Source organism: Ruegeria sp. CDSA021 (genome assembly GCF_059612325.1).
Genome location: NZ_JBXWQJ010000001.1, coordinates 61,704 through 80,961 on the forward strand (window position 1 = coordinate 61,704; position 19,258 = coordinate 80,961).

16 protein-coding genes are annotated in these 19,258 nt (G+C 57.0%); 6 read left to right on the forward strand and 10 right to left on the reverse strand.

Annotation, left to right across the window (positions count from 1 at the left end):
- Positions 1 to 175 precede the first annotated feature (175 nt).
- The 3 genes from AC2FLD_RS00295 to AC2FLD_RS00305 are packed head-to-tail and all read right to left on the reverse strand — an operon-like array spanning position 176 to position 4,264.
- Positions 176 to 1,216 (reverse strand): lipocalin-like domain-containing protein, encoded by a 1,041-nt coding sequence (locus AC2FLD_RS00295; RefSeq protein WP_496671299.1) that lies wholly within the window; start codon positions 1,214 to 1,216, stop codon positions 176 to 178.
- Positions 1,206 to 3,620 (reverse strand): FtsX-like permease family protein, encoded by a 2,415-nt coding sequence (locus tag AC2FLD_RS00300; RefSeq protein WP_496671296.1) that lies wholly within the window; start codon positions 3,618 to 3,620, stop codon positions 1,206 to 1,208. The genes AC2FLD_RS00295 and AC2FLD_RS00300 overlap by 11 nt, the downstream gene beginning before the upstream one ends.
- Positions 3,617 to 4,264 carry an ABC transporter ATP-binding protein gene (locus tag AC2FLD_RS00305; protein ID WP_496671293.1) on the reverse strand — a complete coding sequence of 216 codons (648 nt, stop codon included), beginning with the start codon at positions 4,262 to 4,264 and terminating at the stop codon, positions 3,617 to 3,619. Before AC2FLD_RS00305 ends, AC2FLD_RS00300 begins: the two co-directional genes overlap by 4 nt.
- Positions 4,265 to 4,436: 172 nt before the next feature.
- Between AC2FLD_RS00305 and AC2FLD_RS00310 the strand changes: the two genes are divergently transcribed.
- Positions 4,437 to 4,871, forward strand: a complete 435-nt coding sequence (locus tag AC2FLD_RS00310; protein ID WP_050603436.1) for an ion channel — start codon at positions 4,437 to 4,439, stop codon at positions 4,869 to 4,871.
- Here AC2FLD_RS00310 and cls read toward each other — a convergent pair.
- The 3 genes from cls to AC2FLD_RS00325 all read right to left on the reverse strand — a co-directional run bounded on the left by cls (position 4,868) and on the right by AC2FLD_RS00325 (position 8,995).
- Positions 4,868 to 6,280 (reverse strand): cardiolipin synthase, encoded by a 1,413-nt coding sequence (cls, locus tag AC2FLD_RS00315; RefSeq protein ID WP_496671290.1) that lies wholly within the window; start codon positions 6,278 to 6,280, stop codon positions 4,868 to 4,870. The genes AC2FLD_RS00310 and cls overlap by 4 nt on opposite strands.
- 24 nt (positions 6,281 to 6,304) lie before the next feature.
- Positions 6,305 to 7,294, reverse strand: coding sequence for an HAD family hydrolase (locus AC2FLD_RS00320; RefSeq protein ID WP_496671287.1), 990 nt, complete (start codon positions 7,292 to 7,294; stop codon positions 6,305 to 6,307).
- A gap of 99 nt (positions 7,295 to 7,393) precedes the next feature.
- Complete coding sequence (locus AC2FLD_RS00325) at positions 7,394 to 8,995, reverse strand: arylsulfatase (protein WP_496671284.1); 1,602 nt, start codon at positions 8,993 to 8,995, stop codon at positions 7,394 to 7,396.
- A gap of 209 nt (positions 8,996 to 9,204) precedes the next feature.
- On the opposite strand from AC2FLD_RS00325, the gene AC2FLD_RS00330 reads away from it, so the two are divergent.
- Entirely contained in the window at positions 9,205 to 9,873 is a 669-nt protein-coding gene (locus tag AC2FLD_RS00330) for a Crp/Fnr family transcriptional regulator (protein WP_496671281.1), read from the forward strand.
- Between the two features lie 13 nt (positions 9,874 to 9,886).
- Here AC2FLD_RS00330 and AC2FLD_RS00335 read toward each other — a convergent pair whose 3' ends face one another.
- Both AC2FLD_RS00335 and AC2FLD_RS00340 read right to left on the reverse strand, forming a co-directional pair.
- Positions 9,887 to 10,996: an acetoin utilization protein AcuC gene (locus AC2FLD_RS00335; RefSeq protein WP_496671279.1), complete on the reverse strand. Its 1,110-nt coding sequence runs from the start codon at positions 10,994 to 10,996 to the stop codon at positions 9,887 to 9,889.
- Between the two features lie 3 nt (positions 10,997 to 10,999).
- On the reverse strand, positions 11,000 to 12,085 hold the full coding sequence (locus AC2FLD_RS00340; RefSeq protein WP_050603430.1) for an AI-2E family transporter: 1,086 nt from the start codon (positions 12,083 to 12,085) through the stop codon (positions 11,000 to 11,002).
- 169 nt (positions 12,086 to 12,254) lie between these two features.
- Between AC2FLD_RS00340 and AC2FLD_RS00345 the strand changes: the two genes are divergently transcribed.
- From AC2FLD_RS00345 to AC2FLD_RS00355, 3 genes are all read left to right on the forward strand, one after another.
- The gene (locus tag AC2FLD_RS00345; protein ID WP_496671276.1) at positions 12,255 to 13,121 is read left to right on the forward strand and encodes a YihY/virulence factor BrkB family protein; all 867 of its coding nucleotides are present in this window, start codon (positions 12,255 to 12,257) and stop codon (positions 13,119 to 13,121) included.
- A complete protein-coding gene (locus AC2FLD_RS00350; protein ID WP_496671273.1) occupies positions 13,118 to 15,013 on the forward strand; it encodes a cytochrome c3 family protein in 1,896 nt (631 codons plus the stop codon). Before AC2FLD_RS00345 ends, AC2FLD_RS00350 begins: the two co-directional genes overlap by 4 nt.
- A gap of 86 nt (positions 15,014 to 15,099) precedes the next feature.
- Positions 15,100 to 15,291, forward strand: coding sequence for a hypothetical protein (locus tag AC2FLD_RS00355; protein ID WP_496671270.1), 192 nt, complete (start codon positions 15,100 to 15,102; stop codon positions 15,289 to 15,291).
- Here the strand turns inward: AC2FLD_RS00355 and AC2FLD_RS00360 are convergent.
- A complete protein-coding gene (locus AC2FLD_RS00360; RefSeq protein ID WP_496671267.1) occupies positions 15,288 to 16,010 on the reverse strand; it encodes an RlmE family RNA methyltransferase in 723 nt (240 codons plus the stop codon). The two genes, AC2FLD_RS00355 and AC2FLD_RS00360, sit on opposite strands and share 4 nt — an antisense overlap.
- A complete protein-coding gene (locus AC2FLD_RS00365; protein ID WP_050603425.1) occupies positions 16,010 to 17,122 on the reverse strand; it encodes a Ppx/GppA phosphatase family protein in 1,113 nt (370 codons plus the stop codon). Before AC2FLD_RS00365 ends, AC2FLD_RS00360 begins: the two co-directional genes overlap by 1 nt.
- 180 nt (positions 17,123 to 17,302) lie before the next feature.
- Here AC2FLD_RS00365 and AC2FLD_RS00370 point away from each other — a divergent pair, with 180 nt between their 5' ends.
- Positions 17,303 to 19,189 carry a PhoX family protein gene (locus AC2FLD_RS00370; protein WP_496671264.1) on the forward strand — a complete coding sequence of 629 codons (1,887 nt, stop codon included), beginning with the start codon at positions 17,303 to 17,305 and terminating at the stop codon, positions 19,187 to 19,189.
- The last annotated feature ends 69 nt before the right edge of the window (positions 19,190 to 19,258 follow it).

The window sequence follows — 19,258 nt, forward strand, 5'->3', positions numbered from 1 at the left end:
CGTCCAGCCCCTGAGGCAGGCGTTTTTACACAATTGCGCGCACATCAGGGTCGCGGCAATCCAGAGGCAGGTTGTAAAACGGTCCGTGGATACCCAACCGCCCGGTATGACCCTGTAACGTTTCCTTGGCCGGGCGTTCATAAGGACCAGGTGTGACAGCGTGGCGACACAAAGATCAGTAGCCTGTCATTTCCAGATAACCGATACCATCATGGCTGCCTGTCACGGTGACAGGGCCTTCCCAATACTCAAAGCGGGTGCCCATCCATGCCTCGGGTGTCAGGGCCAAAACTTCGACATCCACCTCTCGGTCCGGCAATGCGATGCGCCAATGCGTCGGCACTGCGCGCCCGGCGACCTGATCGGTGCGCAGTGGCGTCATTTGGATGGAACCGTCAGGGATCCTCTCGGTGCTGCCGTCGGCATTGATCCATGTGGCTGAGGTGAAATCGCCCCGCGCCCCACGCAACCGAAAGGCCATCATCTTGTCTCCGCCCTCGAAACTCAGCGAAAACCAATCCCACCCGCTTTGATCCGCAGCCAGAGGTTGCGATGACCATTCGCGGTCCAGCCAGCCTTGACCGGTTACGCGCATATCTCCGTCCGGCAGGCGCAAAGTGCCTTCAACCGCATAGAACGGTTGAGAGTAATAGTAGCTGGCCTGCCCATCAGCGGATTTGACCGAATAGCCTGCATCGCCGTGAAACACCAATGGCCCCTGAGCGGTCAGCGACAGATCATATCCAAAATCTTCTCCGTTAGCCGAAAGGGTCAGTGTGCCGAAATCCGGCCCGGCCATGCGCCATTCGTCGATCCATGCCTCAAAGGGTTGAGCAGTCACACCCGCCTGACCGATCCCACCGCGCGAAAGACGCTCGGCAAAGAAGTGCGCGTCAGGCGTTGTTGTGGCCGCGTGGCCCATCCAGATTTGCGGGCTTTGCCAGCCTTCCGTTTCAAAAGGTTTCAGTGCAGATCGGAACAAGGTCCATTGAATTCCATAGTCGCGCCCATCCTCACCCTTGAGGTTGGCTGTCAGATACCACCATTCGATCCTATAGGCAGGGTGGGGACCGTGATCTTTGGGGAAATCAAACGCATACCCTGATTGGGGCACGTTAAAGCCTTCGGCTGATCCGCCCAGACCTGCATATCCCTGCGCCCACAGTGGCAGCGGGAAATAGATGAATAGGCAGAGCAATAGGGTCTTAACGTTCATTTGCGAACACTTTCAGCAATTCAGCAGGCGGCAGGCGCAGCATACGAAACGCGGGCACCGTCGCGGCGATCAGAGCGGCCAACAGTGTCAGCAGGAACAACCACAGCCAATCCCATGGGAAGGTGAACATCGGCAGACGCCAACCGAAGGCTTGCACATTGATCACCGCCAGAAGAACCCAAGCCAGAACCAAGCCCAGCGGCAGGGCCAGGCACGCGGTCAGCGCGGCCAGTAACACGCTGCGCAATAGCTCCAGCCGGGCCAATTGCGTGCGGTTCAGACCCAATGCCCAAACGGGGGCGATCTGTGGCAGGCGTTGGGTCCATAAGGTCAATAGGCTGGTCAGGATAGCAAAGCCTGCCACGCCAAGGGTCAGAACGTTGAGTGCCGAGGTCACGACGAAGGTTTTTTCAAAGATCGCAAGCGATTGCGCCTTCATCGCGGCTTGCTGCACGACAGTACCTGGCGACAAGTCAAACTGGTCCCGCACGGTTTGTGCCATGGCGGTCGCGTCTTCAGGCGGCATTCTGACGCCAAACCGCCGCGTTTCGGCCCCCGGTGTGATATGGTCCAACTGTGCCATTGAAACGATCGCTTGCCCGGTTGGGTTGCCGTAATCGGAATAGACGCCAGCGATGGGCAGAATGTGTTCAGATGACAGTTTCAGTTCATCGCCGGGCCAAAGAGATGCGCGTCGCGCCAGTTGTTCGTTGATAAGCACCGCGTCTCCGGCCATCACATCATCCCAAACGGTGGAGGTTGAGGCAATCAATGGCCAGTGTTGCCGATACACGGGATCATCCACCACGCCGTACAGGAACAGCGGGCCGGTTTCATGGGACAGTTCCACATTGCGGATCGGCAGGATGGCATCGACTTGTGGGCGTAACCAGGCGGTGATCGCGTGCGCCTGGTCCTCATCACGCGCGGTCACGTACAGCTCGGAGGTCAATCGTTGATCCAGCCAGCCGACAAAGGTTAACCGGAAGCTGGACACCATTGTGCCCACGCCAATATTTGCCGCCAGTGCCAGCAAAAGCGCCATCAGGGCCAGAGACAATCCAGGCAATTGCGCCCGCATGTCGGCCCAGACCCATTGGGCAACCGGACCACGCGCCGTGCGTGCCAAGGCAGACAGAGCTATAGCCAAAAGGGCAGGTAACAACAGCGCGGCACCTGTCAGCAGCCCGGCCAGCAAAATAAAACCTGCAACCAGCCCTCCGATACTGACATAGGCCAGCGACCCGCCGACGATCAGGACCAGACCAGTTGCTCCGCCGATGCGGCGTGCGCGGGAATTGCTTTGCCACGCCTGCACGCCGGGCCCTTCCAGCAAAGGCATGTTGGATAAACGCCACAGCGCATGACCGCTGGCCAGTAAGGTTCCGAATACCGCCATGGCGAGCCCAGCCAAAACCCACTGCGGTTGCAACGTCAGCTGTCCGATTACGGGCGCACCATAGAGGCCACGTAACGTGGCGGCGACGTCAGGCAGCAACGCCCCGGCAAGAAAGAAACCCAGCAGCAATCCAAGACCGCCACCGACTAGCGCAAATACGGTCAGTTCGGTCAGGACCAGCCAAACCAACCTCTGCATCGAAACACCCAACGAACGCAGAGTGCGGATCATGCCGCGCCGCTGGGCAAAGGCCAGACCAACGGTGCCGTTTACAATGAACAGGCCAACGGCAAAGGACAGCAGACCAAAGGCCGACAGGTTCAGGTGAAAGCTGTCGGTCAACCGCGCGGTGTCGACTTGTGAGGACGGGCGCACACGCTCAAGTTCCGGCGCGATTTGAGATAACGGCAACAGGTCGCGCGGTTGGTTTGGCAGCACAACAAGCCTCGAGATGACGCCCGGTTGATTCAGAAGCCGCTCGGCCACGCCGATGTCAGTCAGGATAACGTCGGTGGGCAAGGCCGAGGTAGTAAGAATAGGGGGCAGGTTGATCTGATCCTGCAGCAGTGGCTCCAATTCCGGAGATGCAAGTACACGACCCGGAGCGGTCAGCATGTCGGCAGGCTCAGGTGGCGCCTTGCTTTGCTCCGCTTCGGTCACGGCCGGCAATGCTGGGTAGGCAACCATGTCCACGCCCATCAGGCGCAAGGTCCGCCCGCTGACCCGGTAAGGACCTTCCAGAACCGCAGCGACCTGCCAACCCGCGCGACGCAGGTCGACATAACGAGAGATCGGAATCGGGCCCGACGGGTCACGCAGCTCGTCAAATTGCCCAATTGCCAGTTGAGCATTGGCACGTGCATACCTGGCGCGCGCCTCGGCGTTGATGGCTTGCACAGCCGACCATAATCCGGTGGCCAAAGCGATGCCGATCAGCAGGGTCGCCAGTTGTAATCGATGCGCCCGCCAATGCGACAGAAGCGCCTGAATGACGGCCCGTGTCATTGAATGCGCCCGCCGGTCAGTCTGACCTGGCGGTCCAAACGCGCGGCGATCTGCTGTGAATGCGTCACCAGCAATAACGCCGCCCCGGTATCGGCCACAAGCGTCAACATCAGGTCCAGCACAGTTGCGCTGGCGGTTTCATCCAGATTGCCTGTCGGCTCGTCCGCTAATAATAGCTTGGGGCGTGCGGCCATGGCCCGCCCGATGGCAACCCTTTGTTGTTGACCGCCCGACAGATTCTCGGGGTAGCGATCGCGTAACTCCGACAGGCCCAGACGTTCAGCCAAGTGGGTGTTCCATGCAGGATCTTCGACACCGGCAAGACGGGCGTGAAACGACAGGTTCTGCGCGACGGTCAGGGATGGGATCAGGTTGAATTGTTGAAACACCAGCGACACCTGCTTGCGCCTCAACTCGGCCCGACCTGCATCGTTCAAAGGAGACAAGGCCGTGCCGTCGAGCGTTATCTCTCCACCATCAAAACTGTCCAGGGCTGCAGCGAGGTTCAGCAGGGTGCTCTTCCCGCTGCCGCTTTCCCCGGTCAGCGCCAGTGTTTGCCCGTGATCCAGAACCAGCGATACATCGCGCAGAACAGGCCGTCCGCCGCGGTAGGTTTTCTGAACACGGTCGATGGTCAACAACATGGTCTGCCCTTTTTCTTCACAGGATGTGCGTCAGACTTCCAGACTGTCCAGTGTGGACCAACGCCCGGTTCCATTCGCCGCAGGTTAAATCGCTTCGGGCCGGGCTTGTGCCTTCCTGCCCAAGCCGTCATTCTGCGCCGATGATCCACTGCCGTAAATCAGGACGAAAAACATGACGTTGCTGCATCAGATCATTTGGGGCAGTACCTTTTTGGGTATCTGCTTTGTGATCGAGATCCTTCTACTGACCTGGTGTACCGTCACGATCATAAAATGGGATAAAAAATGGTCCAATAAAGGGGTGTTTTTCGCAACCGCCGCACCCATTGCCGTTTCTTTGGCGTTCATCATTGCGACACATACGATTCAAGTCTGGATATGGGCCATCGTGTGGGTGCTGCTTGAGGTTTTGCCGGATTGGAACACGGCCATCTATTTCTCGCTGGTGACATTCACAACACTGGGCTACGGCGACATCGTTTTGGGTGAAGGTTTGCGCATCTTCGGCTCATTTGCCTCGGTTGCCGGTCTGTTGGCCTTTGGTCTGTCGACCGCATATCTGGTGGCCATGATGACCCGCGTCTTTCAAGAGAAGTTCTTTACCTAGAGAATCGGAGCAAACAACCGCGCCAGTGGGGCACCAAACCGGATATGCGCTGGTTGTTGTGCCAACCTGCGGGTCAGCTCATAGCTGGCTTCGAAATCCTTTCTTAGCATTTGATCGACGGCCAAAGTGGCGCGCGCATCGAAGAACAAGGCCATGGCTTCGAAATTCAGGCGGAAGGATCGGTTGTCCAGATTGGTGGTGCCAACGGCCGCCAAAGTGTCGTCAACGACAAACACCTTTTGATGCATGAACCCGTCGGTGTACCGATACACCCGCACGCCGCAATCGCGGATTTCGTCGAAATAGGCAAAAGCGGCCAGCCAGGGCAGGCGGTGGTCGATGACATCCGGGACAAGAATACGCACATCCACGCCCCGCATCGCCGCGTGTTGCAGGGCTGTCATGATGTCGATGTCTGGCACAAAGTACGGGGAGGCGATCCAAAGCCGCTCTTTCGCCTCAGCGATGGCTGAAAAGAACAACATCGCGCCGGTTTCGGTGTCATCTCCGGGTCCGGTTGCGACCAGCAACGCGTTCATGTTCTGCTCTGACTCGCTCCCGGCCCAGTCGAGATCGTCGATCAGATCCTCGTCGCGGGCCCAGTGCCAATCTTCCGTGAAGATAAGCTGCAATTGCCGGACAATGTGTCCGGCCATCTTGATATGCGTGTCCCGCCAATGGCCGAAATGCGGGTCTTGCCCCAGATACTCGACTCCGATGTTGTGACCACCGATGAAACCGGTTTCCCCGTCGATGATCACAGTCTTGCGGTGGTTGCGGTAGTTCAGTTGAAACCGGAAGTTCGGCCCGCGCTGCTGTCGCGGGTCCGCCACGTCAATTCCCGCATCCCGCATGGAGTCCAGGTACGTACTGGGCAAACCATAACTGCCCACGGCGTCGGTCATGAAACGGACGTGAACACCCCGTTTGGCTGCCTCCATAAGTTTGGATTGAAGCTCTTGGCCCAGAGTGTCGTCGCGGACGATGTAGAACTGAATGAGAATATAATTCTGGGCGCTGTCGATAGCTTGAAAAATCGCATCGAATGTGGCCTGACCATCGACCAGAAGCTGAGCGCCGTTACCGCTGGAGACCGGTAGATGTGCCAAATACTCAAACGGACGCGGATTCAGCGACATGGTGTCCGGATCAGGTCGCGAGTAGTCGGCAAAGGTTTTAATCCCCTCGACAACCCGCTCGCTTTGCTGGCGTGCAATACGATAGCCGCGAAACCTGTGATGTCCCAGAAACAGATACAATGGCACCGCAAAAAACGGGGCAGAGATCAGAAAGACAACCCATCCAACTGCACCTTGTGGTGTGCGCGCGGTTTGTGCCGCGCGGACTGAAAACACAAAAGCAGTGGCGTAAAGCGCAAAAACAAAGACGGAAACAAGCACTGTCCACATGAGGTCTTAAGCCTTTCTGGCCGTTCAGTTTCCTCCAGTGTAGACCCGTGACCAGTCATTCGCCATATCGACTATGACCCAGCCTTTGTTTGGCCCCTGATCCAGACCGTCAACCAGTTTTCCAATCGGGCTTTCGCGGTCATAGGCCCATTCACGCTTGTCGTCTGTGTGGTGGATCAGGACGCCCAGACGTGGCCCATCACCCGAGGTGGTCCAGTCAAGCATCGCGAAATCCCCGTCCGAGTTGCCTCCGGCCAGAATGGGGCGCTTGCCGATGGTGCGTTCGATGTTGATCGGTTTGCCGTCCTTGTCATCGATAAAAGCAATGCCCGGGGCCTTGATCACAGTCGGGACACCATCGACATTTTCGAAAGTCGAATTTCCGTAGGTGCCCAGAATCTGCTCTGGCGGAATGCCATAAGCCTGTTCAGCGAAGACTCGCATGAAATGAATGCCGCCGCCTGAGACAATGTAGGTTTTGAACTCTTCATCCCGTAGATAGCGCAACAGTTCGACCATGGGTTGATAGGTCATCTGGTCATAAGGCAAACCGGTGTCCGGGTGCCTGGCTTCGGCCAGCCATTGCGCGACTGCGGCCTGAAACTCTTCGACGCTGGTTCCGGAATGCGATGCGTTGACGACTTGGATCAACGCATCGTGACCGCCTTGAAGAACGGTCGCAAGATCACCTTCGGCAGCGGCTTTCAAAGCAGGTGTGGACAGGATCGAAGGATCCTGTTCCGCCAACTCAGACAGCCTGTCCATGGCAAAAATGAACTGGAAATACACCGGCTGTTCAGCCCAGAGTGTTCCGTCATTGTCGAATACTGCGATCCGGGCTGCCGGGGTTACATAGCTTGCGTTTTCAGGGTCCGTAACCGCCTCGACAAATTCAACGATACGGTCCCGCGTTTCCGAGTTCGCCCATGAGGGCAGCGGATCTGCGAATGCCGTGACGCTTGCAAATCCACTCAGTACGGCTGCAACAGCCAAGGCTAGGGGCGCTCTTGTCATGGCTTGTTTCCTTCGACGCATGTTTTGGCAAAAAATACCGTGGTTAAAACAAGAAACCCGCAGCGCCGTTCAGGTGCTGCGGGTTCAGGTGTCGCGAATTTACTTGGAGCCGACCTGACTGAAGATCTTGTCCTTGGCGTCGCCAATCGTGAAGCTGCCCGGCTTCTGACGCGGCGGGAACTCTTCGAAGGTTTCCAGGAACTGGCCCACATATTCTGCCGCCGGCAGCAGCAGATAAACACGGTCTATGTACCAATCCCAATAGGTGTTGGAAGTGATATTGGCCCGCTCGTACGGATCGCGGCGAAGGTTAAAGAGCAACGGAATACGCAGTTCGGTCCAGGGCTCAGCCCAAGCGCGCAAAGTCTGCGGATAGCGATGCTCCAGAAACACTGCTTTCCAATCATCATAACGCAACGCAGTCAGGTCACCATCGTCAGAGAAGTAGAAAATCTCGTGACGTGGGCCTTCATCTGTTTCACCGGTCAAGTACGGCAGGAAGTTGTATCCATCCAAATGCACTTTGTAGTCTCGTCCGCCGCCAACTTCGGCCACGGTGATCCCTTCAAGCAGCTGTTCCTTGATGTCTGGATTTCCCGCAACCGCCAAATAGGTCGGCAACCAGTCCATGTGATGCATGATCTCGTTGCTGACTGTGCCGGCGTCGATTTTGCCGGGCCAGCGTACCATTGACGGCACACGCCAACCGCCTTCGTAGTTGGTGTTCTTTTCACCACGGAACGGTGTCATTGCCGCATCCGGCCAAGTGTTCATGTGCGGGCCGTTGTCGGTGGAATAATGTACGATCGTGTTGTCCGCGATCCCCAGTTCATCCAGCAGGGCAAGGAACTGGCCGATATGCATGTCATGCTCGATCATCCCTGCTTGGTACTCATCCATATGCTTGCCGGCGATTTCGTCGGCTTTTGCGCGCATCTCGTCTTTGACATGAGTGCGGAAGTGCATTCTGGTGCCGGACCACCAAACGAACCACGGAACACCTTCTTCCGTCTTGCGCGTAATGAACTCGAGCGCGGCCGCAACCGTTTCGTCATCCACCGTTTCCATGCGCTTTTTGGTCAATGGGCCGGTGTCTTCGATCATTCCGTCAGCACTGGATTTTATGACCCCGCGCGGACCGAACCGTTCGCGGAATTCGGGGTTTTGGGGGTAGTCTTCGTTTTCAGGCTCTTCCTCGGCGTTCAGGTGGTAGAGATTTCCGAAAAACTCATCAAACCCATGATTGGTCGGCAACATCTCGTCCCGATCGCCCAAGTGGTTCTTACCAAACTGACCGGTTGCATAGCCTTGAGCTTTTAGTAGGCCGGCAATCGTTGGATCTGCAACCTGCATGCCCTCTTTCGCGCCCGGCAAGCCAACTTTGGACAGTCCGGTACGGAACACAGACTGGCCCATAATGAACGAGGACCTGCCAGCCGTACAGGATTGTTCACCGTAGTAGTCGGTGAAGATCATGCCTTCCTTTGCAACCCTGTCGATATTGGGTGTCTGATATCCCATCAGACCCATGGTATAGGCAGAGATGTTGGATTGACCGATGTCGTCGCCCCAAATCACAAGAATATTGGGTTTCTGGTCCTGCGCCCACGCGGGCAGAGCCAGCGCCAACGCAACGGATGCAACGGCAAACCGGCGCAACCCGATGCGCCACGTATCGGTTAAGGAACGGGGTGGTGACATGATGTGCTCCTGATCTGAGCGAGCCACGAGGCTCGGAGTACGAAAGAAAAAGCCAACCTTCGAAATATTTGAAGAACGCGGCTGTAAATTATTGATTCCCATCTGAAATGAACGGAAGACGACAGGAAACAAACACGCTTAGTCTAAGTCAGTTCTGATGCTATAAACTCATCATATGATTATATTGCGAAATACTTATGTGAGGATGAATGGAGATTCTGAAGCAGTTGCAAGACACAGGGTGGTTCCGCGAGCGTTCGGCTGTTTTTCAGACCGATTTGGCGGCGTGCGGGATAGCAAAATCCGTCGAAGCATTTGAAACCCTTTATCATTTTGGCGATCCGGCAAACGGTGTCTATGCGATCCTCAGCGGTGGTGTTCAGATCACCGCCCCGGCAGATGACGGCCATGAATTTGTGCTGCATCGCGAAGGCGCGGGGTTCTGGATTGGCGACTTGGCTTTGTTTGCAGGTGCATTAAGACTGGTCAGTGTGATCACCACGCAGGCGACGCAGGCGGTGTTCTTTCCAAACGCGCGCATCATGCGGATGGTGCAGAAAAACCCCGAATATATCCGCGATTTCTATGCGCTGACCCATGACAACATGCAAACCGCCTTACGGATCATGGCCAACCTTGCAGTCACAGGCACCGAGAAACGGTTGGTTCTGCGCTTGCTGCATCTGGATGAGGGGACCGCGAAGCACGAGGATTGGATTGTCGTGTCGCAAGACGAACTGGCAGCCATGATTGCTGTGTCGCAACCGACTTTGCACAGAAACCTGCACCGGCTGGTGGATCTGGGCCTGATCGAGCTAGGCTATGGCCGTGTACGACTGCTGGACCGGCGCGCGTTGATCGCCAGTTGTCAGACCTGATTTCCGGGGTCCTTTACGAAATTCGCTTCGACAAATAGGTCAGATCGCTTTTCAACTCAGGTCTGATTTCACCCCAATTCGGGCTGTCTTTGAGTGTTTCGATCCAATGGCGCGGAGGGTTTTTTCCGGCAGAACGCGACCACGTCAGAGATTCAAGAATGGTCTGTGCCTCTGCGCTCAAAACTTCTGGAACGTCATATCCGTTCAGTGTTGCCCAGACGCCGGACCACAAGCGCGCAACAGACCAGGGGTTGTAACCGCCGCCGCCCAAAACCAGAAAGCGGGGTGCCATGTCTCGCAAACTGGCAACGGCGTGCCAATGCGCGTTGTTCGACAGGGACAACCGTGACAGGGGGTCCTCGGCCACCGCATCCGCGCCGCATTGCAGGACGATGGCTTCGGGCTTGAACACTTCGGTGGCGGGAAGGATCAACTGTTCCAGGATCATGCGGAATTCGTCGTCGTTCAAATTCCGATCAACTGGCAGATTGAATGCGGCCCCGCCTGCGTCATCGTCGAGAGTTCCGGTAAAGGGCCATCGCCGCGCTTCGTGCAGGGAAATCATGCGCAGTTTTGTTGAGCCGTGAAAGGCGGCTTCGACTCCGTCACAGTGATGGGCATCGATGTCGATATAGACCACGCGATCCAGCCCCGCATTCAACAGCGTTTGGATCGCGAGCACCGGATCGTTGAGATAGCAGAACCCGTTGGCCCGACCTGCCAGACCATGATGCGTGCCGCCAGCCGGGTTGAAAGCGATACCGCCGTCGCGGATCAGTTCCGCCGCCAGCATCGAACCGCCAGCCGCCGTGGCCGGGCGTCGGTACATTTCAGCAAACACCGGGTTAGACAACGTCCCCAGACCGTATTGCTCCCGAGTTTTGTCCGTAACGTACTGCTCCTGTTCCGCCTTTTGCAGCGCGGCGATGTAGTCCGGAGTATGAAACGTCTCTAACGCGCAGGGTTTCGCGCAGGGGCTGACCCGGTAGTTCTGGGGCGTCACCCAGCCCAGCGCGCGGCAGAGGTCAATTGCGGTTGAAACCCTTGGAATGGCCAGCGGGTGTTTCGAGCCGTAGGTGGAGTTGCGGTAGATTTCCGATCCGATGAACAGGGGCTTCTGCATGGTTCAGCGGGCAGGGGCCTGACGGTTGTCTTCGCCCAACCTGCCATCCAGCGACATCAGTATCGCAACCGGGCGCAACGCGGGAATGTGACTGAATACGATGAGAATACACACGGTCAGAGGGACACTCAGGAAAGCTCCGATCAGGCCCCAGACAGTGGTCCAGAACGTCAAGGCCAGAATAACCAGAAAGGTCGACATGTTCAGCGACCGGCCCAGCATTGCCGGATCAAGGAAGTTGCCGATCAGAAACTGCAATGTTCCGCAGCCGAAGATGATGATCAGAAACGGGGCAATCGAGTCGAACTGAACCAGCGAAATCATGGCTGGAAAGAACACGGCGATGATTGATCCGATGGACGGGATGAAGTTCAGCGCAAAGGTAAGAACGGCCCAGGTTTCCGCATACTCCAGCCCCAGAGTGCGAAATACAGTATAGCTGATGGCTGCGGTAATCAGGCTGATCAGTGTTTTGACACCGACATAGCGCTGAAGGCTGACCGAGATTGCGTCCAACATCGTTGAAAACTCGGCTCCGGTTTTGGGGTCTCCGGCGGCCAGTTGTATCTTATTGCGAAAGGCCAAGCGCTCGGCCATCAGGAAGGCGACATAGAGGCTGATCAGAAAGAACTGGTTCAGCAGCGACGTGGCGCTGCCCAGAAGCAGGCGACCGACAAAGTTCATGTCGATATTGACCAGATTGTCCCGAATGAACCTAGTCACGTCATTGCCAACCAGGCCGGTAACGCGTTCAACCGCTCCGTCGAACTGGTTTTCATAGGTGCTGATCGACCGCGCAAACTGCGTGGCCTGACTGCCCAGCACGTACATGATCATAAACAAACCCACCAGAACCACTGTGACACCGGCGATATTGGCCAGCCAGACCGGTGCACGGGTCAGGGCCACGACACGGTCGCTCAGCGCGATGATCAGGACATTGATCAAAAGCGCCATGGCCAGCGGGATCAAAAAGGCCGCCCCGGCATAAAGGCCCAGCACAATCAGTGTTGCGATGATGCATGTGTCGCGAACAACGGACAATCGCAACCTGGGTCGAACATCGGTGTCACTCTGATCCGGGGTCATTTGCCCTCCTGTGTGTTCGACGAGGCTTGGGCCGCTACGGCCCTGAGTTGCCCAATCCTGCACGTGCGGCTGGTTGGATGCAATGTGTTCGCCGCCCCGTCGGCCGCTTTTGTCACTTTGGTACCGATGACGGGTTCTGTGTTTTATTTCGGCGGGTTAGGGTTGCAGGATGACCGAAATTGCGAATCCCCTGTTTGGCCGACTTGTTCAGGGCCTGTTGCTGGCTCTGCGCCGGTTCGGCAGAAAGAACGGAGCCGTCATGAGCAGCCATGTCGCCATGTCCCTGATGATGGCGTTGTTTCCTTTTGTGCTGTTCACTGTCGCGTTGGCCGGCGCACTATCGCAGGGCTATATGACCGATGAGTTGATCGAGTTGCTTTTTGGCGCTTGGCCCAAAGATGTCGCCGATCCCATTGTGGCTGAACTGCGTGCGGTTCTGGCCGGATCGGGCACGGGGGTCATCACTTTGGGTGGTCTGCTCGCGATTTATTTTGCCTCAAACGGAGTGGCGGCAGTGCGTGCTGCCATGAACCAAGCGTATCACGACCAGGATAGCTGGCCGTTTTGGAAAACGCGGCTGCTGTGTCTGGTGCTGGTTATCCTTGGGGGTACCGCCATCCTAATCATCGCCACGGTAGAGGTGATCTTGCCGGTCTACACCAATCTTGTGGCCGAGCATACGGACGTGGCCGTAACACAATGGCTGTCGGTGGATCGCCTGCGCTGGACATTTACCGTGGCTGTTCCGGTGGGTACGGTCCTGCTGGCGCATCTGATTCTGCCGACGCGTCGGCACAGCCTGCCGCAAATTCTGCCAGGGGTGATACTCACCTTGACTTTGTGGGCGGCAGGAGGATGGGCGTTTTCGATCTATATCAGCCAATTTGCCACCTATAGCGCCACGTATGCAGGACTGGCTGGTGCTATGGCGGCGCTGATCTTTCTATATCTGTGCTCGGCGATGCTGATCCTCGGGGCGGAATACAATGGTGCGTTGATCGACCTGAAAAACGCAGCAGACGGGAGCAAGTCATGAGAAATGTAGCTCTTTCTTTCTGCCTGATGCTGGCGGGCGGGGCGCAGGCTCAAAATTATGTCGGTTCGGAACAATGCACTGACTGCCATCAGGAAGAAGCCGAGGCCTGGGCCACCTCACACCACGCCCTGGCCTGGACGGATGTAGATGACGGCGCGCTGGTCGCAGATTTTGACGGCACCCAGTTTTCCCTTGAGGGGATGAAAGTTGAGTTCGGCGAAGGCGCAGGTAAATACACGGCACGTGTCACCGAACTGGACGGTGTGACAACAGACTACGATGTGCATTCCGTCGTCGGGATTGAACCATTGCAGCAATACCTTTTCGAAACCGAACCGGGGCGTCTGCAAAGCTTTGACGTGGTCTGGGACACCGAGCGCAAGCAATGGTATCATCTCTATCCCGATCAGGACTTGCCACCGGATGACGGGTTGCATTGGACGGGTCCTTACAAGAATTGGAACAGCCGCTGCGCCGAATGCCATGCCACAGGGTTTGAAAAGAGCTATTTGCCTCAATCCAGAACCTATTCGTCGCAACAGGTTGAGATCGGCGTCGGGTGCGAAGCCTGTCACGGTCCGGGCTCCGCGCATATCGATTGGGTGAAAGGGCAGGGCACTTCTGAAAATCTTGGACCGGCAGGTTTTCTGATGAACTGGGGCAAAGGCCAGACCGAGGCAGAAATTCAGCAATGTGCCGGGTGCCATTCCCGACGTGAGGCGCATGGCGACGGAAACCCGGTGCCCGGCACCCCGTATCACGACGCTTACAACCTGGCTCTGTTGCGCCCTGGATCCTACCACCCGGACGGGCAGATATTGGATGAGGTGTATGTCTATGGCTCGTTCCTGCAATCCAAGATGTATGCGCAGGGCGTCGGGTGCATGAACTGTCATGAGGCCCACAGCGCCGGGTTGAAGGCGGAAGGGAACGGTGTTTGCACTCAGTGTCATTCCCCAGTAGGGAACCCGGACTTTCCGACTCTTACAGCAAAGGAATACGACACACCCGCGCATCACCAACATTCAGAAGGCAGTGACGGCGCGCAGTGCAAAAGCTGCCACATGATCGAGCGGGTCTATATGGGCGTCGATGGGCGTCGCGATCATAGCTTCCGCATCCCAAGGCCCGATCTGGGGTTGGGCGTCGATGCTTGCACCGATTGTCATGAAGATCAGGATCAGGACTGGGCAGCAAATCAGATCGAAGGGTGGTTCCCGGACGCCTCACACCGAGACCCGCATTTTGGTACGGTCTTCAAAGCCGCGTTTGAGGGCAGGCTGGACACGCCCGAAGGATTGCTTGCCGTTGCGATGGACACGTCACATGCGGGGATAGTGCGGGCAACGGCCGCCTATTTGCTGCAACCCTTCGCTTCTCCGGATTTGGCTCAAGCGACCGCCTCATTGTTGCAAGATGATGATCCTCTGATCCGCGCCAATGCAGCGGCCTTGCAGCGTCAGGCCAGCCCTTCCGAACAGGTGCAGCGATTGGAACCATTGTTGTCCGACCCGCTGCGCAATGTGCGCATCGCTGCCGCGAAAGAATTCCTGACGATACCGCCGCAAGCTCTCACGCCCCAGCAACAAACGCTGGCCGGACAGGGCATGTCAGAGTGGCAGCAGGCGATTGCGAACAGATTGGATTTCCCGGAAACCCATCTTGTTTTGGGGGGCATGGCTTTGACGCTACGCAATGCGCCTGCTGCAGAACAGGCCTTTCGAGAAGTCGTAACTTTAGACCCGCAAAGAGGCGAAGCGTGGCCCATGTTGGTGCAACTGGCGCAAATAAATCGCGGTCCTGATGCTGCGCGTATGGTGCTGAGTGAGGCTTTGAACCTGTTGCCAAATGACCCGAACCTGCAGCAGTTATCGCAACAGCTTGGCCCCTGACCCGGCACATCGCCGCCTGAATTGTTCCATCTTCACGGCAGAATTTCACGCTACAGACATTACAAATGTGTGTTCAAAGGTGAGTTATGTCCAAAGAAACCAAGAAACAGAAGATGCAGGGTTTAAGTTCGGTTTCGTTTGCCCAGCGGATTGAAGAGCTACGTGGGCGGGCGGCACTTTACGTGTCTCATGGCGATACGCTGATGTTGCAGGGTATGGCTGCAGCGTCTTTACGCGAGCAATGCCTGACACAGGATCGCATTACGCTCGAAGATTAACTTTGCCCTCGAAATCCTGTTGCTACAACAAATTTTTCCGAACTGTCTGAGCGCGATGCAGGCGGTTTGACATGAGCGACCTTCTGAAACTTCTGCTTAAGGAGTTTTTGAAGATCACCTTCCGCACCCCCGGCCAGAACCTTGGCGACGAACGTGCCGCCTTCTTCCAGCACGTCAAAAGCGAAATAGGCTGCGGTTTCGCACAGCGCCATGATTCGCATGTGATCTGTCTGTTTGTGCCCCGATGATGCGGCAGCCATGTCCGACATAACCACATCCGCCTTATCGCCCAACCAATCCTTGACCTTCTGGTCGGCGTCATCCTCCATGAAGTCCAACACATGGATATCAGCCCCAGCGACCGGTTCAACTTCTTGCAGGTCAATGCCCAGCACAGTACCGATCCGCTTGCCCGACTTCTCGCCCAGCGCGTTCACGCGTTTGACGGCCACCTGACACCAGCCACCGGGTGCACAGCCCAGATCAACCACGCGCGCACCGGGTACAAGAAAACGGAATTTGTCGTCCAACTCCAGAATCTTATACGCGGCACGCCCACGATAGCCCTCGGATTGGGCACGCTTGACATAAGGATCGTTCAATTGCCGCTCAAGCCAACGGGTTGAGCTCAGCTTGCGCCCGCGCGCCGTCTTGACCTTGACCTTCAGGTCGCGCTGCCCGCGGCCCGAGTTGTTTTTTCCAGTCGGTGTCTTCGCCATCAGAACGGTCCGTCTTCCAATACCCCGTCCGCGCTCATCTGCGCATAAAGCAGGCCTTCGCGCAGCCCACGATCCGCCACGGAAAGGCGGTCGGTGGGCCAGCAGCGTAGCAATGCCTGCAAAATGGCCGAGCCGGACATGATCAGGGCCTGCCGGTCATCCCCAATCCGAGGGTCCCGGCGCCGCCCATGAGGGCCGAGTTCTAAATACCCGCGTATGACTTTGTCAATCTGATCGCTGGTCATCCGCAGGCCGTCCACTTTGGTCCGGTCATACCGCTTGAGCCCCAGATGCGAGGCCGCAACTGTTGTGACCGTGCCGCTGGTGCCGACGATCTGAAACCCCTCGCGGGTTTGTTCGTCTTTGTAGGGTGCAAAATCGGCCAGGTTTTCTTCAAAAAACCAGCTCATCAGGGCGAAGCGGGCCGCATCATCTTCGACGTCGTGGAATTGATCGCGCAAGGTGGCGACACCCAGGGGAACGCTGATCCAGTCCACGACCTTCGCCGCCGGAAATGGGCTGTCGGCTGTGTGAAACCCATTGTGCAAGCGCATGATTGCTGCTGGACGGTCACGTCGCGCAATAGACGAAATGTCGATCCAAACCAACTCGGTCGAGCCGCCACCGATATCCACGACCAACAATTGCTCGGTCTTGGTCGAGACCAGCGGAGCACAGGAAATCACCGCCAAACGCGCTTCTTCCTCGGGCTGGATGATTTCAAGCGTCAGTCCGGTTTCCCGCTTCACCTGTCGGATGAATTCGCGCGAGTTCTTGGCTCGACGGCAGGCTTCGGTTGCGATCAAACGCATCCGTTTGACCTTGTTCCGCTTAAGCTTTTGCTGGCAAATTCGCAGCGCCTGAATGGTGCGCGCCATCGATGACCGCGACAAACGTCCGGTCCGTTCAAGCCCGGCACCCAGTTGCACGGACTTGGAAAAACTGTCTACCACATGGAACCCGCTGCCCTTGGGCTGGGCTATCAACATGCGGCAGCTATTTGTCCCCAGATCCAGCGCCGCATACAACGCATCTGGATCGGGTCTTGCCGGCGCGGGGCTTTCGACCGCTTTCGGGAACGCGCCCGCACCTTTGGGACGCTTGGGCGCCATTGTCACGCCCTCCGATTTTCGAGTTAGTTTGACCCTAGGCGGGGGATCGCCGAGGCGCAAGCAAATTCAATTTTGAAATTACCGTGAGTGTCACAAGCCGTTCATACTGAGGTGCGATGGGCATCCACAGAACCCTCTGCAGGATTCTTTAAAAACTTACAGCCAGATACGGAGGTTACCATGAAAGACGATCGCACCCTTTCCTTTGATGAGTACGATGAAGTTGTAAATCCACGCCCTGAAGAATGCGAATTTGACCGCGTCGTCGAGCGTGCTTTGTCGCGTCGCGGCTTTATGGGTGGCGTCTTGGCGATGGGCAGCTTCGCTGCCGTTGGCGGCTCGATTCTGCCGACAAGTGCGCGCGCTGCAGCAGACCGTTTCTCGTTCGAAGCGATTCCGGTTTCGACGGCCGACGAAGTGATTGTGCCTTCGGGCTATAAGGCCGAGGTCATAGTACGCTGGGGTGATCCGCTGTGGTCGGATGTGCCTGAATTCGATCATGCCACCCGAGGCACCGCGGCCAGTCAGGAACGCGCCTTTGGCGACAACACGGATGGTCAGGATGTATTCTTCCATGACGGTCATGTTCTGTTGGTTGTGAACAATGAATACACCAACCGCGACATCCTTTGGGGCAACAATCCTGATGCCAAGGCGGCATCTGACGACGACGTTGCCAAAGGCATGATGGCGCATGGTGTTACGGTTGTTGAAATCGCCAACGCGGATGGCGGGTGGGGCATCGTGAAGGACAGTCAGTATAACCGCCGCGTTACACCTCAGACCGACATGACGATCACTGGCCCGGCAGCAGGTCACGACCTTATGAAAACAACCGCCGATCCGTCGGGCACAGCTTGCAAAGGGACCTGGAACAATTGCGGCAACGGCAAGACGCCGTGGGGCACCTATCTGGCCTGTGAAGAGAATTTCAACGGCTACTTCTCGGCTGAGGACGAAAACCACGAAGTGAGCCCGGAACTGAAGCGTTATGGCGTATCAGCCAGCGATTGGGGCTATGGCTGGGCCAAAATTGACGACCGTTTCGACGTTGCTAAAGACCCCAATGAGCCAAACCGCGCTGGTTATGTCGTCGAGATTGATCCGACCGATCCGAATTCGACCCCGCGCAAGCTGACCGCTCTGGGTCGCTTCAAGCATGAGAACGCGGATACTGTGGTCAACAACGACGGTCGTGTTGTAGTGTATATGGGCGATGACGAGCGTGGTGAATTCCTGTACCGCTTCGTTTCCGATGGCGTTTACGCAGCCGGAGTGGACACGAATGCGCTGTTTGAGAATGGCACGCTTTCGGTGGCCAAGTTCAACGATGATGGCACAGGTGAGTGGCTGGCGCTGACGCCCGAAACCACCGGCCTTACGTCACAGGCCGAGGTTTGCATCCACACGCGTCAAGGCGCCTCGGCGGTTGGTGCCACAACCATGGACCGTCCGGAGTGGGTTGCGTCAAACCCGAACGCGCCAGAAGTCTATTGCTGCCTGACCAACAACAAGAACCGTGGAGTCAAACCAAACGCCGGGGGTGATGACACTTCGGCCAATGGTCCGAACCCGCGGGACAAGAACAACTACGGTCAGATTGTTCGTTGGCGCCCGGATGGCGGCGATCATACTGCCGCTGGCTTTGGCTGGGATTTGTATGTACTTGCGGGCAATCCCACTGTGCATGAAGATGCCTATGCCGGGTCCCAGAACGTGAACGCCGACAACATGTTTAACTCGCCCGACGGGTTGAAATTTGACAGCAATGGCCTGCTGTGGATCCAAACCGACGGCAATTATGGCAACGAAGGTGACTTCGCCGGTCAAGGCAACAACCAGATGCTGGCGGGTGATCCAGTCACCGGTGAAATCCGCCGCTTCCTCGTCGGTCCGAACGAATGTGAGATCACCGGCCTAAGCTGGTCGCCGGATCGCCGTACAATGTTTGTCGGCGTTCAGCACCCGGGCGAAGATGGCAACAGCCACTGGCCCGAGGGCGGCGACTCGGTCCCGCGTTCGGCGATCATCGCCATTACCCGCGAAGATGGCGGTTTGGTTGGTTGAAGCGATCTGACCCCTGAAATCTTGCCTCGGACGGTACTTTCCGTCCGGGTTTTTTCGTTTTTATGCAGC